The 17,408-nt window shown below is 44.3% G+C and carries 15 protein-coding genes; 12 read left to right on the top strand and 3 right to left on the bottom strand.

Annotation, left to right across the window (positions count from 1 at the left end):
• Positions 1–68 precede the first annotated feature (68 nt).
• A complete protein-coding gene (locus AB1S55_RS00330) occupies positions 69–1,616 on the top strand; it encodes a di-heme oxidoredictase family protein (protein ID WP_370979780.1) in 1,548 nt (515 codons plus the stop codon).
• A gap of 108 nt (positions 1,617–1,724) precedes the next feature.
• Here the strand turns inward: AB1S55_RS00330 and bfr (AB1S55_RS00325) are convergent, their stop codons facing one another.
• Positions 1,725–2,192: a bacterioferritin gene (gene bfr / locus AB1S55_RS00325; protein WP_370979779.1), complete on the bottom strand. Its 468-nt coding sequence runs from the start codon at positions 2,190–2,192 to the stop codon at positions 1,725–1,727.
• A gap of 1 nt (position 2,193) precedes the next feature.
• A complete protein-coding gene (bfr, locus tag AB1S55_RS00320; RefSeq protein ID WP_370979778.1) occupies positions 2,194–2,667 on the bottom strand; it encodes a bacterioferritin in 474 nt (157 codons plus the stop codon).
• 326 nt (positions 2,668–2,993) lie between these two features.
• Between bfr (AB1S55_RS00320) and AB1S55_RS00315 the strand changes: the two genes are divergently transcribed.
• The 7 genes from AB1S55_RS00315 (at position 2,994) to AB1S55_RS00285 (ending at position 11,612) form a co-directional block, all read left to right on the top strand.
• Entirely contained in the window at positions 2,994–4,085 is a 1,092-nt protein-coding gene (locus AB1S55_RS00315) for a YHYH protein (protein ID WP_370979777.1), read from the top strand.
• A gap of 123 nt (positions 4,086–4,208) precedes the next feature.
• Positions 4,209–5,144, top strand: coding sequence for a peptidylprolyl isomerase (locus tag AB1S55_RS00310; RefSeq protein WP_370979776.1), 936 nt, complete (start codon positions 4,209–4,211; stop codon positions 5,142–5,144).
• 245 nt (positions 5,145–5,389) lie between these two features.
• Positions 5,390–6,307 (top strand): DegV family protein, encoded by a 918-nt coding sequence (locus AB1S55_RS00305; protein ID WP_370979775.1) that lies wholly within the window; start codon positions 5,390–5,392, stop codon positions 6,305–6,307.
• 208 nt (positions 6,308–6,515) lie between these two features.
• Positions 6,516–7,052: a GNAT family N-acetyltransferase gene (locus AB1S55_RS00300; RefSeq protein WP_370979774.1), complete on the top strand. Its 537-nt coding sequence runs from the start codon at positions 6,516–6,518 to the stop codon at positions 7,050–7,052.
• Positions 7,053–7,420: 368 nt separating this feature from the next.
• The gene (locus AB1S55_RS00295; RefSeq protein WP_370979773.1) at positions 7,421–9,625 is read left to right on the top strand and encodes a TonB-dependent siderophore receptor; all 2,205 of its coding nucleotides are present in this window, start codon (positions 7,421–7,423) and stop codon (positions 9,623–9,625) included.
• Between the two features lie 2 nt (positions 9,626–9,627).
• Complete coding sequence (locus tag AB1S55_RS00290; protein WP_370979772.1) at positions 9,628–10,173, top strand: hypothetical protein; 546 nt, start codon at positions 9,628–9,630, stop codon at positions 10,171–10,173.
• A gap of 41 nt (positions 10,174–10,214) precedes the next feature.
• Positions 10,215–11,612, top strand: a complete 1,398-nt coding sequence (locus tag AB1S55_RS00285) for a PepSY-associated TM helix domain-containing protein (RefSeq protein ID WP_370979771.1) — start codon at positions 10,215–10,217, stop codon at positions 11,610–11,612.
• A 26-nt stretch (positions 11,613–11,638) separates the two neighbouring features.
• Here AB1S55_RS00285 and AB1S55_RS00280 read toward each other — a convergent pair whose 3' ends face one another.
• On the bottom strand, positions 11,639–12,541 hold the full coding sequence (locus tag AB1S55_RS00280) for a LysR family transcriptional regulator (protein ID WP_370979770.1): 903 nt from the start codon (positions 12,539–12,541) through the stop codon (positions 11,639–11,641).
• A 196-nt stretch (positions 12,542–12,737) separates the two neighbouring features.
• Here AB1S55_RS00280 and AB1S55_RS00275 point away from each other — a divergent pair, with 196 nt between their 5' ends.
• The 4 genes from AB1S55_RS00275 to AB1S55_RS00260 all read left to right on the top strand — a co-directional run bounded on the left by AB1S55_RS00275 (position 12,738) and on the right by AB1S55_RS00260 (position 17,364).
• Positions 12,738–13,157, top strand: coding sequence for a VOC family protein (locus tag AB1S55_RS00275; protein ID WP_370979769.1), 420 nt, complete (start codon positions 12,738–12,740; stop codon positions 13,155–13,157).
• 51 nt (positions 13,158–13,208) lie between these two features.
• Positions 13,209–13,742, top strand: coding sequence for an NADPH-dependent FMN reductase (locus tag AB1S55_RS00270; protein ID WP_370979768.1), 534 nt, complete (start codon positions 13,209–13,211; stop codon positions 13,740–13,742).
• Positions 13,743–13,878: 136 nt separating this feature from the next.
• On the top strand, positions 13,879–15,264 hold the full coding sequence (rimO, locus tag AB1S55_RS00265; RefSeq protein ID WP_370979767.1) for a 30S ribosomal protein S12 methylthiotransferase RimO: 1,386 nt from the start codon (positions 13,879–13,881) through the stop codon (positions 15,262–15,264).
• A 291-nt stretch (positions 15,265–15,555) separates the two neighbouring features.
• Positions 15,556–17,364 (top strand): putative bifunctional diguanylate cyclase/phosphodiesterase, encoded by a 1,809-nt coding sequence (locus AB1S55_RS00260; RefSeq protein ID WP_370979766.1) that lies wholly within the window; start codon positions 15,556–15,558, stop codon positions 17,362–17,364.
• The last annotated feature ends 44 nt before the right edge of the window (positions 17,365–17,408 follow it).

Raw genomic sequence — 17,408 nt, 5'->3', positions numbered from 1 at the left:
TCGTAGAAAAGCAGGAGGCTAAATGCCCCTGCTTTTTGCGTTTTTAAAACTGGATAATGAGACAAACGATGAACAGCAGTTATTTATATGCCGCGCTATTAGGCTTAAGCCTAAGTGCTTGTGGCGGCGCTAGTGGCTCAAGTACGGATTCAGGCAGTGGTGGTAATTCCGGCCCCTCGCCTAGCCCTAGTCCATCGGCAGATCAAATTGAGCACTTAGCTGCGGGTGATGCAACGGTAGCAGTGAAAAATTCCAATGCATTTTCTGAGCACAGTAATAACCTAAAAGGCAGCGACAAAATAGTTAGCTTTAATTTAGGTAATGATTTTTTTGAAAACCCCTGGGTTGCAGGTAGTGCAAGTACGTCTTCACGAGATGGTCTAGGAGGTTTATTTAATAATAATGCGTGCCAAGACTGTCACGTACGCGATGGCCGTGGGCACGCACCGATGGTAAGTGCTACAGAAGATGGCACTGATTTCTCGACTATTTTATTGCGTGCTGCAAAAAGTGAAATAAGCGCAGACACCGTAACAGCAATGCATAATGGCATCATGGCTAATGTTGGTGATAGCACGGTTGGCGGCCAGCTACAGCAAGATTCAGTCTCTGATGTACAGCCTGAAGTTGAATTGAGTGTTAGCTACAGTGATGTCACTGTTAGTTTTGCCGATGGTCATGACGTGGTATTGCGAAAGCCTGAGTGGCATATGATCAGTACCTATGCCGCAGAGGGCTATGACTTTGATGACGACACGATTTTTTCAGCGCGCGTTGCCCCCCAAATGATTGGGCTTGGCCTAATTGCGTTGATCCCCGAGTTGGATATTGTTGCCTTGGCTGATGAAAATGACAGCAATGGTGATGGCATTAGTGGTAAGGCCAATTACGTATGGAGTGTTAAAGATGACGCTGTTCGTTTGGGGCGTTTTGGTTGGAAATCAGGCCAGCCTTCGTTAATTGAACAAGCTGCGGGTGCTTTCTTAAATGATATGGGCTTGACCAGTCGTTTCCATCAAAATGAAAGTTGCATGGCACACCAAGAGGATTGTCAGCTAACAGCGAATGGTAATGGCGATGCAAATGAAGATTACAACTATGAAGTAAGCGACAAAATTCTTGATGCGGTTGGTTTTTATTCTGCCCATCTAGCGGTACCAGAGCGTCGTGATGCTTATAGTGACGATGTGCAAGCGGGTAAAACTCTATTTAATGAAGCCGGTTGTGTTGATTGTCATGTTGCTTCTTATGTGACAGAGACCGATCCTGAATTCCCTGAGCTAAGCGGACAAACTATTTTCCCTTATACGGATATGTTGCTTCATGACATGGGAGAAGAGTTAGCCGATTTCGACAAAGATAATCGTCCTGCTAGTGCGTCAGTCGCTTATGAATTTCAAGCTAACGCACGCGAGTGGCGAACCTCTCCTTTATGGGGTATCGGTTTAGCAAAAGCGGTTGACCCTGAAGCTACATTTTTACACGATGGGCGTGCTCGCACTATACTTGAAGCGGTATTGTGGCATGGCGGCGAAGCGCAAGCGGCTAAAGAAAAGGTATTACAATTTACTGCTAAAGAGCGTGAGCAGTTTATGGCGTTTTTAAACGATTTGTAAAAAAACGATGTATAGCTTTGGCAATAAAAAAAGGGCTGGTGTGCAAGACGTCAGCCCTTTTTGTTTTAGTATGTTTTAAACGTTCTAGCGGATGTAGGTAGTGATTACTTACATTTGGCTCTGTAGGTAATTTTCTAAACCGACACGTTTTATTAAGCCCAGTTGCTGTTCTAACCACCAAGCGTGGTCGACCTCGGTATCTTCCAATAAAACACTCAGCATATCGCGAGTTACATAATCTTTTTCGCTTTCACATAGTGCGATGACTTCTTTCAGTGCCGCATCAACAGCGTATTCAACATCTAAATCACTTTGCAGCATAGCCGGTACATCTTCGCCAATATTGATGTCGTGGCGCGTGACCATGTCGGGTTTGCCTTCTAAGAACAATATACGCGCAATTAACTTCTGCGCATGGCCTTTTTCATCATCAAATTCATGGCCAATGCGTGCAGCTAATTTACTGAAACCCCAATCGGCGTACATTTCTGAGTGAAGGAAGTACTGATCCATCGCAGCTAGTTCGTAGCTTAAGAGACGATTTAATTCCGCGATAATTTTGTCATTGCCTTTCATCTTATTCCTCCTCGATTTGAGCTTGTAGATAATTTGCCAAGCCCATGTTTTCAATTTGATACTCTTGAGTTTCAAGCCAGTCGACGATGTCTTCTTCGTATTCCAAAATCTCAGAAAGTAAATCGCGACTAACGTAATCTTGTACCTGTTCACATAGGGCGATAGCGTCTTTTAGCTCGGCAACTTGAGCAAGCTGAAACTTTAGATCGCACGCGAGCATCTCTTTGGTATCTTCACCAATCAACAAAGGATTAAGCTTTTGTAAATTGGGCAGGCCTTCTAAAAACAAAATACGCTCAATAAGTTTGTCGCTTTGCTTCATGTCTTTAATAGACTTTTTATAAGCGGCTTCGTTTAAGCGCTCAAAGCCCCAGTTTTTATACATGCGCGCATGTAAGAAAAAGCGGTTAATCGAGGTGAGTTCGGTGCACAGCACTTGGTTAAGGCGTGCAACAACATCGGCATTGGCTTTCATTTTAGAGCCTCCTTATCTTGTCTCGTATTTAAGCCTTTCGATTTGTAGGGCGGCTTAAATGGCAGAGTTTGCATCATTGAATTCCCCAGTAGTGTAGCGTTTTTTTGTTCTGGATCAATAAAAAAATGAGCTAAAACAAGGGGTTACGAATGTTAATGATTTGTATTTGGCCTTGCTTTTACGGCACTTATGCCATTGCTAATTAGTCTAACACCGCTAAGTACTTGAAAAGGCGAAAGAAAAACAGCTGTTTTTGATTTATCCATATTTACTGCACTTTTGAACGACATACTTAAGTATCTTTTAGTCAAAGTACTGGATTACTAATGAGTATTAAAACTAACTATCTTTTGGCATTACATATACTGATTTTGAGCCTGTTAGCTGCGTGTGGTGGTTCATCGGGCTCTTCTTCAGGGGCCGGTGCACAGCTTGATGATGACTCAAGTGAATCGATAACGGATCAGGTGAGTACCGAAGTTGGCGATCAAAGCAGTGATGGCAATGAAGTCGACTCTACAGACGTATCCGATGCTGCTGATGATTTGGATACGGTGAATTATAAGGATGCCATTCTTATTGAGCGTAATGTTGATTGTGAATCAAGGCTCGCAGATTACGAAGCCTCGGTGCGAGATCTGCAAAACAATCTCGATTTTAATAGTGAAGTCTCTATAAGTTTGGATGCAGATGAGTGTGTACTGACAGCTAATGGTATCCCCAATCATGATTTTAATGATGAGAGTGCTCGTTTTGCCACCGATGTGAGTGCGATAAACCGCAGTTTTCGTTTTCCTCAAACACCGAGCTTTGCCGCATCGGCAAGCCCTCTAAGTCAGCAAAGCTATGATGCGGTTATGCTCAATGGCGTGGTATTGGATATTTTGTCTGCAGGTTGTTACAAACCTAATGATGCCATGGCCGATACTGATGGTAATGTACCTGTTGGCTGTCGGCTTGAAGATGGTTGGTTATTGGACCCTTTGAGCCCCTTGAATCGTTTTGGTACAGATCTTCACAATGCGCATACCCAGCCAGATGGCACGTATCACTATCACGGTAATCCTATGGCCCTGTTTGATGATTTGCCTGGTTCGTTTGGCTCCCCTGTGATTGGTTATGCAGCAGACGGTTTTCCTATTTATGGCAGTTATTTCTACGATGAAAGTGAAGGCCGTGTGCGTAAAGCGCTGTCGGGCTACGAGCTAAAAACCGGTGAACGCCCAAGTGGTGAGGCGAATCCGTCGGGAAACTACGATGGTCAATATATCGATGACTATGAATTTACAGGTGCTGGCGATCTAGATGAATGTAACGGCATGCTGGTAAATGGCCAATATGCTTATTACGTGAGTGACAATTACCCCTGGGTTATTGCGTGTTTTAAAGGAGAGGTAAATGCCTCTTTTCAGAAATAATAGGGAACATAAAGACGAATCATGTGTCAGACTGTCTGGCCCGTTTACGCCTTAAGTAAGTTTGCGATTTGTTATCGCTAGCTGCTCTTGTAGAAAAACAAATAGATAAAAGAGAAAAGAACAATGAATTTTATATCCCGGTGTTCTGCTGTGGCTTTGGCCCTAGCGTTCAGTCTAACTAGTCACGCAACCATTGTTGAGGTCGAGACATCTCGCGGTGATTTTAAAATTAACCTGTATGATGATGAAACGCCTCTAACGGTTCAGAACTTTTTAAGCTATGTAGAAAGTGGCGCCTATGATGGATCGGTATTTCATCGACTGGTACACGGCTTTGTACTTCAGGGAGGGGGATTTACTTACGAAGGGCAAGATTCGGTGGGCAGGCAAGTTTTCCCAAGTATCGAGGTTTCAGACCCTGTCAGTAATGAGCCTGTTTTTTCTAATGTTAAAGCAACGGTTGCGATGGCTAAAATTGGCGGTGACCCTGATAGTGCAACTAGTGGCTGGTTTATTAATTTAGCGGATAACTCTTCAAATCTGGATAGACAGAACGGCGGTTTTACTGCATTTGGTGAGGTTGTTGAGGGCGATTACGAAGTTGTTGAAGCTTTAGCTCAAACCCCAGTTACTAGCAATGCCTTACCGTTGGCCGATATGGAACCGGGCACGAGTGTGAATGACTACGATGAAAGTAATTTACTGGTTATTGAGCGCATCACTATTATTGACTCGGCCACCAATACCGCCGCGTCATTAAGCCCTGTACCTAATACTTTGATCCATGATTTAGATGACGACGGAGTGCTGAATGACGATGACAGCTGCGCCAATACCAATGCCGATGAAGTTGTCGATGAAAATGGCTGTGCTTTGTATCAAGTGGATACAGATGATGACGGTGTCAACGATGCATTAGATCAATGCCCAGATACAGTAACGGGGACTCGAGTTGGTATTGATGGTTGTGAGTCGACTGGTTCTGATGGCGGAGGTAGCGGCAGCCTTTGGTTGTTTGCATTACTCGGTTTAGGCTTGCTGGTTCGTAAACAGCGTTAGTTATTTGTCTCTCCTAGCTAGGCTCAAACAGAGCTTTGGGCCTGGCAATTAAAACGATTGCACAGGCCTTTTACTTTCTCTTTCCCTTGTATTACTCATCTCTTTTCTGCATTAATAAAGCTTTCTTTAGTCTGAGCTTAATCTCACTCATGTGAGCCAATTGTGATTGATTACTTACGCGCCATCATCTAGCGCTATTGGTTTTAAGTGGCTAGAATGCATTTTTAGATTGCGATTATAGCCAAATGAAAACAGCCATTCTTGTCGACTCAGCTTGCAGTTTGCCTGCAACTTTTTGTGAAAAATACAATATTAGCTTTGTGCCTCTGGCTTATGGCATTGATGGTGATGTTTTTATTGATAGCTCGAATGAGGACGATGCACTTGCTTTGTTTGAGTCCGGGTCATTGGCTCGCAAACATAAAGTGACCACCTCGGCACCTTCTGCCAAGTTGTTTGAAAAAGCGATTTTAAAAAAAGCGGCTGAGGGCTTTGAGCGCATTATTGTGCAAACGGTTAATCGCACTCAAGGTGAAACCTACGCCAATGCAAATGAGGGTGCTACCGCAGCAGAAGCGGCTTTAGTCGGTCAAGATGTAATTGTTCGAGTAATGGATAGCCGAACCGTATTTGCAGGCCAGGCTTTAATGGCGGCAGAGACCATCAGGCGAATGCTTAAAAGCGATGATGAAACTTTGGTTCGTCGTTCTATGGATAAACTCAGTGAGAAAATCCATACCTATATCTTACCTAAAGAGCCTTTAGTGGCTTTGGAGCGTGCTCGTGAGCGCAATGAAAAGAGCGTAAGTTGGACGCAAGCAATGTTGGCCACCAAGCTGGGTATCCACCCGGTTATCTGTAATGTAAATGATGCGTCAAGCTCTGTTGCCAATGTATGGGGCTTTAAAAAGGCCGCCCGTCAGTTGTTTGAATATGTGGGCTCTTGTATTGAGCAGGGCACGCGTTGTCCGATTGTTGTTGTCAATTATTGTGGCCCCCTAGATGAGCTTAAAAAGCTGCCTGGCTTTTCAGAGTTAGCTCAAAAGGCAAAACAACATAAGATGACTCTTATCTTCAGTGTTGCTAGTGTCGCAAGTGGTATTTATGCCAGTGTGGGTTCCTTGTCGGTAGCGGTTGCCACCGATGCCCAGTCTTGGGTTTAATGTCTTAGTCGCTTCACGGTGAATGAAGGCGAGGCTGTGCTTCACCGCTCTTAATTTTAAAGCTTGTTGCTGCCTTTACTTCTGGGGCTTTGTGATTTTATTGTGTGATTAGTAGTCATTTTTGGCGTCAAAGGCTTTTTATTGTCGTTCCCCTGTGTATTATTGCTGTTCAAATAATAATCTTTATACGTGGTGTGCTGGAGGCGCAATGAGTGAGACTGTTGATGTACACCTTCGTATCTGTAATCTTGCGGAGCATCCTGAGCATATATCGACGATCGCTAGTTGGCATCACCACGAATGGCTCAAGGGCTTGCAGCCCGGTGTTAAAGCGGACATGGGCTTAGCTGAAGGAATTGAAAAAAGGGCCGAAGTATTACGCTCTCACTTTGTTTCGGATAGCTTGCCTCGCAGTTTTGTCGCGCTGTATAAAGCTCAACCTATCGCCACGGTTTCTTTGGCCTATTTTGGCTTTACGCCTAAAACTCACGAGCGCAGCTTGTGGTTAACCAACCTTTTTGTGGTGCCAGAGCTTAGGGGCATGGGCTTAGGAGCTTTATTGCTCGACTATGCTTTTGACTATGCCTGTGAGCACGAGTTGCAGCAGCAGCGAATTATGCTCTATACCCGTGATAAAAATGAATACTACCAAAAACGAGGTTGGCTGCCTGCAGGTACTGGGCGTGTGCAGCGCCAAGAGGTGTTTATTCTTAGCAAGGCTTTAACAACAGATCTCGACTCTTAGTATTGATGCCCTGTCCGCTTACCTTACACAAGCTAAGCTGGCCGATATGAGTTTGCCTTTTTCACCGTTTTTCTGGCTTGAGCGCTTTAATCCTGTGTTGCATCTGATGGCGGGAGCACTAACTTCTTTTGATCGTGCCTCTATGGTTTAGCTTTCGGGCCGTTTGCTGATTGCATCTTTAAATCCCCCTTCTTTGCGACTTCTGCTTCTTAAGAGTTCCCCCCGCTATATCGCTTAATTGCTGAGTTCAAAACGTAGTCGCTGTGCTCAGTGTTTTTCATTTGGCACTGGCTTCATCATTTATGTGTGCGTATAATAGAAATCATTCTCATAATCATTTGCATCTGTTTCTCTTGGGGGGAAATAAAATGACGCTAAATAAGAAGGCGATACTGCCATTTTTGGTGACTGTCTTTTCAAGCCCGTTGTGGGCTCAAACACAGGCTCACGTTGACGACAAAGCGCAGGCTGAGAAGGCTCAGCCTATAACGGGTGCTGGCGAGTCTATGTTAGAAGAGACCCTTGTTATGGGGGAGTTGGGCCGATATTCAGCATTAAAAGATGATGTGCCTATTGTTGATATCGCTCGTTCGGTGAGTATTGTTGATGAGCTTGATATGAAGCTTAAAGGGGTGACTCATATTGATCAGGCCTTTAACTACAGTGCAGGCATAACGGGTCAAACCTTTGGTTTTGCTACACGCGGAGATTGGTTGAGAGTACGTGGTTTTGAAGTACCTCAATATCAAGATTCTTTGCAGTCTCTCTTTGGTAATTACAACAACACCCGCCCAGATGTTTATACCTTGGAGCAGACTGAAGTGTTAAAAGGGCCTGCTTCTGTTCTTTATGGAAAAGGCTCTCCAGGCGGTTTATTAAATGTGGTGAGTAAGCGTCCAAAAGCTGAGCGCCGTACGGAAATTGTTGCCGAGCTTGGTAATTTTAACCACAAGCAAATAGCGCTAGATAGCACTGGTGCAATAGATAGTGATGATGAGTTTTTATATCGTGTTGTTGCTGTTGGTAGAGATAGTGACACCCAAGTAGATTATGTCAGTGATAAAACAAAGGTGTTTGCGCCTTCGTTTACTTGGAGTCCAAGTGAAAAAAGTAATATTACTTTATTACTAAATTACACCGACACAGAAAGTGATACCGGTGCACAATTCTTACCCATTAGTGGCACCTTAAATCCTGCAGTTAATGGCAAGTATATTGAAAACAGTAGGTATATGGGGGAGCCGGGTTTTAATCACTATAACGCGACCACCACTGCACTTACCTTATTGGCTGATCATGCTTTTAATGAAGTATGGAGTTGGGAGTTAACTTCTCGTTACACAGACGCCTCTGCTGATTATCAACAGGCTTGGCAAGCGTTTAGTACAACTGCCGATCGCTTTATTTATAATGCTGACGGCAGTTTGTATAAAGATGGAATGGTCCCTAGAAGTTTTTATCGAAACGATGCCACTTCTGAACAAGCCGCCATTGATACTCGCTTACGTGCCGATTTAACGACCGGTGAGATAAGTCACAATGTATTAATGGGCTTGCAATATCAAGACGTTACCACAACGAGTGCTGGCTATTCTGCTTGGGCCGTTGGTTATGATTATACGACTCAGGGGCCTGATCAAAGCTTTTCTGATCTTATGTGGTTAAACGTCTTTAGCCCTAATTACGGCCAAATTCCCGATGCGGCGTATCAGCAGTTAGAGAGTATGTATGCGAAAAACCCTGAGTCCAATAATGTCGACTTAGGTGTTTATGTCAGTGACCAAATTACCTGGGGCAAGCTTAATGTAACTTTGGGTTTGCGCTACGATGATAGCGAAACGACGGTTAGTGATCCGGCTTCTGCAACAAGCACCTCGCAAAAAGACGATGCATTGAGTAGCAGTTTAGGTATTTTGTATAAAACCTCGGTGGGTATTTCTCCGTATATTAATTATGCCGAATCTTTTGAGCCAGTTATTGGTACAAGTGGCATCGGACCCGAGGCGAAAGCGCTCAAACCACAAGAAGGTCAGCAAGTGGAAGTCGGCCTGAAGTATCAGCCTGAACAGCTTCCCGCTCTATTCACTCTTGCAGCTTTTGAGATTGAACAAAGCAACCTTACAGACCCGAACGGATCACCTGGTGGCTACGATCAGCAAAGTGGCGTTGCTAAAGTGAAAGGTGTTGAGTTTGAAGGGCTGGTTAATCTTGGCGCTTTTGATTGGCAATTTGCTTTGACGCAACTCGATACGGAAACCTCTGAAGGCAAGCATTTTGCGAGTGTTCCAGAGCAGCAGGCTTCAACGTGGTTAGGCTATGGCGCCGCCAATGGTTTTAAAGCGGGCGCAGGCTTACGTTATGTGGGCACCAGTTGGGGCGGGCAAGACATTATTGAGACTCCTTCACACAGTCTTGCTGATTTAATGTTGGGCTATGCCTTCTCAAGCTGGGATGTATCAGTCAATGTCAGCAATCTTACTGATAAAGATTACCAGGCAACGTGTTTATCGCGTGGGGATTGCTTCCCAGGTAATGCTCGTACTGTTATTGGCCGAGTTCGCTACGAGTTTTAATTATGGGCTTTAGCTTAATGGCTTTACTGCCAGTTCTATTTGTTAGTGCAGGCTTATTCTCTTTATTAATAATACAGAGATCTAGTAAATGGTCAGGGCGGCTTCTGTCGCCACTGGCCTGGCTTGTTATTCTTAGTGGTATAGGTTTGAGTGTGAATCACTTTGGTCCTGAGTTTGGTATTGCTATTGCTTTGTTACAAGTGAGTCTATTTGCGGTATTACTGCTGTTGTGTCGAGCTAGCTTTAAAGTGGTTAGTCATAAGGTTGTAGCAAGTGAATATCTGCCTTTTTCATCGTCATGGCATGGAAAATTGGCTCTGTTTATTCTTGCTGGACCTTATTGTATTGCTACTACTTGCGCGATTAGCTTGGCTGTGTCGTTAGCACTGCCGGTAGATAATATTAGTCAGATGGCTTTTGTTTCCATCTTTTATCCTGTGCTGCTTGGTTCAACAAGCTTTTTAATTTGTTTTAGAAAAAAACTGTTACTTGATGCTAGCTATCTTACTGCGGCTGCAGTTCTTTCTTTAATTACGATTTATTTTTAATTATGAACTTTCCTTTCTCTGCGGCCTCGATTAAGAAATCGATGTCAGCTCATTCCTCTATTGGTTTGATTGTTGGCGCTTTGATGTATGTTATTTGCTTAACGGGGACGCTACTCGTTTTTAGTGAATCCTGGGAGCGTTGGCAGCAACCAGAAGTGCCTGAATTTTATTCTGTAGATGGTGTGTCTGCGGATAAGGCTTTAGATGAATATTTAAGCCGTGTTACTGATATACCGGAGTCTATTTATGTTGTTTTACCTACCGAGCAGCTACCGAGAATACATGTAGCTGATAGAGATCATTCTTGGTGGACAGATGCTGACGGTAATATAGACAGTCCGACAGAGGATGGTATTGCGCATTTTTTAGAACAGCTACATGTGCATTTACACATGCCTTCTTCGTTAGGTTTGATTGTCGTTAGTATAGTCGGCGCGATGTTGGTCTCGTTGATTATTTCTGGTTTGGTAGGGCATCCGGGAATAATTAAGCAGGCTTTTCAATTGCGTCTTGGGGGACGCAGCCGTATTGAGCAAACTGATATTCATAATCGTTTATCTGTATGGGGCTTACCCTTTCATATTATGATTGCGCTTACAGGGGCCTTTTATGGCTTGGTCGGTTTTTTAGTTTTACTGGCAGCTTCGGCTTTATACGACGGGGATCGTAACGCCTTGTTTGACGATGTTTATGGTAAAGACCCTGTAATTAAAGAATTAGTACAAAAACCAAATATTAATCAGGTTTTAATTAATTTGGCTGAGCTGGAACCTGAAGCAGAGCCTATTTATGCAGTCGTGCAAAACTTTGGTAACGAGACCCAGTTTATTGAGCTTGCAGCGGTCTTGCCGGGGCGTTTTACCTACTCTGAAATCTACCGATTTTACTCTGATGGCCGTTATATGAACACTCAAGGTTTAGCCTCGGGCCATTCTGGGCGTCAGTTTTTGTATTCACTTTACAGGGTTCACTTTGGTTGGTTTGGTGGTTGGGGTGTTCGTTGGTTGTATTTTGCTCTTGGATGTATGCTAACTGTTATTTCAGTTACTGGTATTAATATCTGGTTGTGTAAACGTGCAAAAGCTGATTATTTAGATCGTACGTGGTCGGCCATAGTCTGGGGTGTGCCTCTAGCTCTTGTCGGTAGCGCGGTCGCATTTCTGATGTTTTCTACAGCTTTGTCGTTGGCTTTTTTTAGTACATTATTAGCCGCGATAGCAATAGCTAATGGAGTAAAAATCAGTCTCTTGCGTTTGCGCTCTTATCTAATTTTAGTTTTGGCTCTATCGCTTATCGCTCTCGTGTTTGTGCATTGTTTTGTATTTTCTTTTTTAGGTTCTTTAGCTGCTTCTTGGGCTGTTAATGCCAGCTTATTGCTAGCTGCACTGGGATTGTTGGTTTATCGTTTTGTTCGAAATGCTGCTGATCGCTCAGGTTAGGCTTAATCACCTTTGTAAAGGGTTTATTATCTTAGCTTGTTAAAACGCTTTTCATAAAAACTTAAAAAGGCCTGCATTTTTTGTGTCATGCCGCGGCGACTTTCGTACATTGCGTAATAAGAGAACCCGGGGCTCTGCCACTCACTAAGTACTGGAACCAGCTGTTTTTGTTTAAGTGCCTCACGGCATAAATAATCTGGAATGAAAGCAATACCGGCACCGTTGATGGCGGCTTGTTGCAAACAATAAAAATCATTAATGCTGAGCATAGAGGGAATGCTGATTTCCATGGCCCCCTCTATGCTTTCGAGCAGCCAGCGTTTGTTTTTAACCGCATCACTCATAATCAGACAGCGCTGTTTGTGTAAGTCTTGAACCGAATGAATCGCTGGCGCTGAATCAAGGTAGCTTGGGCTTGCAAATAAGCGGGCTTTACCTTGGCCGAGCTTTCTTGCAATCAAACTGCTGTCTTCGAGTTTGCCAACACGCAAAGCCAAATCAAAGCCTTCATTGGTAAGGTCGACCCTACGATTATTAAGTTGTAGGTCTATTTCAACTTCGGGATAAGCCTGCATAAACTCCCCCAGCACAGGTGCGATAAGCTCCTGCCCCATAGAGATAGACGTGCTGACTCTCAATATGCCTCTTGGTACATCCAATAACTCTTGAATGCTGTGCTCGGCATTATCGGCTTCTTCAACGATACGTTTGCAATGCTGATAAAACAACTTACCGGCTTCGGTGAGTTTTATGGCACGGGTTGTGCGCTCCAATAAGCCAGCATTTAAGCTTTGCTCTAGAGCACTGATACGTCGGCTGACCTTGCTTTTAGGTAGCTCAAGAGCTCTAGCTGCGGCACTGATACCACCGCATTCTGCGACCTTGGCAAACAACCGAGTATCATTGAGGTCCATTTTGTTGCTTTTCATATGAGCCCATTTAGCTATTGGTCGATAGTTGAATCGATTCAGGTGTTCCATATATGGAACGGTGAGTCCCAGTTTGACTATCTTATCATTCACAGTGGAACAGTTACTATGGTCTTCAGCAGGTGAGAGTTGAGTTAGAAGTTGCGTTGAGCGACTCGACTCGAGCTAAGAAAATAAAGTGGGTTAGGTGAAAGAGATGCAGGCAATAACACGAGTTAACCATATTGGCTTACGTATTAGTGAATTAGAGAGAAGCCGAGTTTTTTACAGTAAGTTGGGCTTTGATTTTGTTGCGGGGCCTTTGGGGCCGGAACCTGTTGCGATCATGGAAAATGAGCATGGTATTAATATCAACTTCATTTTGAATGCAAAGCAAGATGAACCATTGAACCACTTGATGGATGTAGCTGAGAAGTACACAGGTTATACCCATGTGGCCTTAGAGGTTGACAGTGTGGCGCAGATGCAGAGTGATTTAGCTGAGCAGGGCATAGAGCTAAGTGGCGGCCCTATGCACCACCCTACAGGTAGCTCAATCTTTATAAGAGACCCTGATCGCAATGTGATTGAGTTTGTTGAATATCAGGGCTTAGACAAGCTTAAGCTTGCTGACTAAATCAGCAAGCTGTTAACGATAAAGTATCGATTTAATACAAAGGATGAGGGGATGATTATGAAAGTTATCGCACTTGCAGCATCAAGTAGTAGGCACTCAATTAACAAGCAGTTAGTTACTTATGCAGCATCACAAATACCGAATAGTGAGCTTGAGCTTATTGATATCAATGATTATGAGATGCCGCTTTTCAGTGAAGATAGAGAGAAAGAGTTGGGTTCGCCTGAGCAGGCTCAGGCGTTTTACAAAAAACTAGGCGAAGCTGATGCGTTACTTATCGCGTTTGCTGAGCATAATGGCAGTTACACGGCGGCGTATAAAAATTTATTCGATTGGACTTCTCGAGTAGATATGAAGGTATTTCAGAATAAGCCGGCCGTGTTTTTAGCGACGTCACCAGGCCCTGGTGGGGCTCAACGAGTCTTAAACACTGCAGCGAACTCGGCTCCACACTTTGGCGCGGACTTAAAAGCGCAACTAAGCGTAGCGAGTTTTTATGATCAATTTGACCTTGAAAAGCAAGAGCCAAAGAATGACGAGCTTAAGCAGAGCGTATTGGATGCGGTGATGAGCTTAGTGAACTAATTCGTTTTTATTAATAATGGCGCCAAGTTTGGCTTTAGGAAGGAGGGACGGCTTGCATAAAAACTGATCAGCAAGCTGGCTCTTTGGCTCACGTTCGTTATAATTCGCGCCCCTTCTTATTATTGCAGTAGTGACCATGAGCGTAGAGACAATCGACCCTAAAGAGCAGGCCTTAGACGGTGATGAAAACCAGCGAGTTGGCTTTGTAAGCTTAGGATGTCCAAAGGCCTTGGTTGATAGTGAGCGAATACTTACGCAATTGCGCCTAGATGGTTACGATGTTGTTCCTAGCTATGATGATGCCGATGTGGTTGTGGTCAACACTTGTGGCTTTATCGATAGTGCTAAGCAAGAAAGCTTAGATGCAATCAGTGAAGCGATGAAAGAAAACGGCAAGGTGATTGTTACTGGCTGTATGGGCAAGGGCAATGATGCCGAAGTCATCAAAGAGAGCTTCCCAGAGGTGCTCAGTGTTACCGGCCCAGCCGCCTATGAAGAAGTTATGGGAGCGGTGCATCAGCATATTCCAGTTAAACAAGTGCACGATCCCTTGGTGGATCTTGTGCCGCCTCAAGGCGTCAAGCTTACGCCCCGGCACTATGCTTATCTAAAAATCAGCGAAGGGTGTAACCACCGCTGTACTTTCTGCATTATCCCCGCCATGCGGGGTGATCTTGTCAGTCGCCCAGTTGGACAGGTGCTTGATGAAGCCGAACGCCTAGTTAATGCGGGTACTCGTGAGCTGCTAGTCATCAGTCAAGATACAAGCGCCTATGGTGTGGATCTTAAATATCGCACCGGCTTTTGGCAGGGCCAGCCTGTTAAAACACGTATGTTAGATATGTGCCAAGCTTTAGGGCAGATGGGTGTATGGGTGCGTTTACACTATGTGTACCCCTATCCTCATGTCGATGAGGTGATCCCTTTAATGGCTGAAGGAAAAATTCTACCTTATCTGGATATTCCTTTTCAGCATGCAAGTCCACGTATTCTTAAGTTGATGAAGCGCCCTGCGCATCAAGAAAAAACCTTGGAGCGTATCAAGCGCTGGCGTGAAATCTGCCCAGAACTGGTGATTCGCTCTACTTTTGTTGTTGGTTTTCCTGGTGAAACCGAGGAAGATTTTCAGCTCCTGCTCGATTGGCTTGAAGAAGCTCAGTTGGATAGGGTTGGCTGCTTTAAGTACAGCCCAGTTGAAGGTGCGCCAGCGAATGAATTACCTGACCATGTACCAGAGGGCGTTCAAGAAGAGCGCTGGCAGCGTTTTATGCAATGTCAGCAGCGTATTAGCGCGGCCAAGTTACAAGAGCGTATAGGCTGGGAGATGCAAGTTTTGGTCGATGAGGTACACGAAGACGGGTCCGCCACTGCACGTTCCTATGCTGATGCTCCTGAAATTGATGGTCTTGTGCATGTTGAGGCCGTCTTAGCCGAAGTAAAGGCTGGGGATTTTATCGATGTCGAGATTACAGGTGCCGACGACTACGACTTGTTTGCCGCTCAGTTAGTAGAGCAAAGCTAAGAAGCTAAGCTACTGCTTTTAGCGCATTGTTTTTTGTTATATCTGGGCAGCCCGCTCCAAGCGGTTTTGCCCCTCTTCTCTTCTACGTTTCTTATTCTTTTGATCTTTTAGGGCGGCCTCTTATGCCTTTAATTTCGGTCGCCTAAATCGTTTTGGTTTTTCGGTTATATTACGTGCCGCGCTTGCCGAATTTTGTGCTGAACTATTCCTACAAAGACTAAGAACAGCTGAAAGCTAGGTAAAGTCTCATCTATAGTTAGAGTAAGCCCCAATTTTGACGTATGAGGGATCATGCCGACTCAACTCTATGCAGAGAATGCTGCCAAGCTTGGACGACATATCACCGAGTTCTTGGACTCAGGCCCTGAACCTGCTGGTTTTCTAGCGGGCCTATTGAGCCATTTGCCTTCCTTAGTTTCTGCTGTTGATGTCAATGGTCGAGTGCTGTTTGCAAGCCCCCACCACTTGAGTTTAAAGGGGGTGGCGAATGAGCTAGATGACATCCACTTCGCCCACCAGCTTTTTCCCGAATTTGTGAGTCGTCGTTTTCGCCCCTCTCTTGTTACAGCTGTATTGGATAAGCAGCTCGAACACTGGGAGCTGAGCGTACAAAATAAGCAGGGGGAGAAAAAACTCTACAGCATCACCCATAAAGTAATGCTGGATGAGCAAAGTGGCCAAACCTTAATTTTTACGATTGGTGTAGAAACTGGCATTTCAGATTTAGCAACCGAAACAACTCTGAAAGAGCAGCAGGCGCAATTAAGCTATCTGAGCTATCACGATCGATTAACCGGCTTACCTAATCGCAGTCTGTTTTATGATCGAGTGCATAAGAGCCTTGTTCGCGCTAAGCGAACCAATGGCAATATTGCTTTGCTCTTATTCGATTTGGATCGATTTCGCAATATCAATGACAGCTTAAGTCACGAGGCGGGCGATACACTGTTAAAGCAAATAGCCTTCCGCTTAAAAGACGAGTTGAGAGATACCGACACCGTTGCGCGTTTAGGCGGGGATGAATTTGTTATTGTTCTAGAAAATATCGAGCGCCCACAAGATATAGAAGACATTGCGGATAAATTATTAAAGCGTGTAGCCGAGCCTGTTGAGGTTCAGGGCCATGAACTACGTTGCACCGCAAGCATAGGTATTAGCCTCTACCCTAAAGATGGTGAAGGCATTGATCAGCTACTGAAATATGCTGACTTAGCTATGAGTCGAGCTAAAAGTAATGGCAAAAATAGAACTCAGTTTTATGTAAAAGCCATGGCTGAAAATGCCGTTAATTATTTATTGTTGGAAAACGATTTACGTAAAGCAATAGATGACAATGAGCTGTGTTTGCACTATCAGCCTCAGATCGATATTAGTAGCGGTAAAATATGTGGTTTAGAAGCTTTAGTCCGTTGGCAGCATAAGCAAAGAGGCATGATTAGCCCTGGGGATTTTATTCCCCTTGCCGAAGAAACAGGCTTAATTGAGCCGCTTGGCAATTGGGTTTTGTATCATGCGTGCTCACAGTTTCAATCTTGGTTAATGCAGGGGATTAACTTTGGCAAAGTCGCAGTGAATTTGAGCCCTAGGCAATTTCGCCAAGAGCATATTGAGCAGCAGGTGATTAGCACCTTGTTAGAGACTCGCTTATCTCCCGAGTATTTGGAGTTGGAGCTGACAGAAAGCTCCGCTATGGAAAACCCAGCAGAGACAATTCAGGTATTAAACTGTCTGTCTGAAATGGGCTTGGGGCTCGCGATTGATGACTTTGGTACGGGCTATTCGTCACTGGCTTATTTAAAGCGCTTCCCGATTAATAAACTCAAAATCGATCGTAGCTTTGTTAATGAAATAGAAACCGATGGTACAGATGCCTCTATTGCTAAATCGATTATCGATATGGCCCACAATATGAACCTTAAGGTAATCGCCGAAGGTGTGGAGAGGAAAACCCAAGCGCAATGGTTGCTTGATAGAGGCTGTGATCAGATTCAGGGGTATTATTACGCGCGGCCTATGCCAGAAAAAATGCTCTTGGAGTTTTGCAAAGATACTAATAACTGTGAAATGAATGAGCTGGGTGTACGTATACTTAAATCTTAACGTGCTACCACTTAACGCTGAATGACTTAATTGTTTGTCACTTA

Origin of the sequence: Agaribacterium sp. ZY112, assembly GCF_041346925.1 — a bacterium.
Taxonomy (GTDB): Bacteria; Pseudomonadota; Gammaproteobacteria; order Pseudomonadales; family Cellvibrionaceae; genus Agaribacterium.
This window is presented reverse-complemented; position numbering and strand designations above follow the sequence as displayed.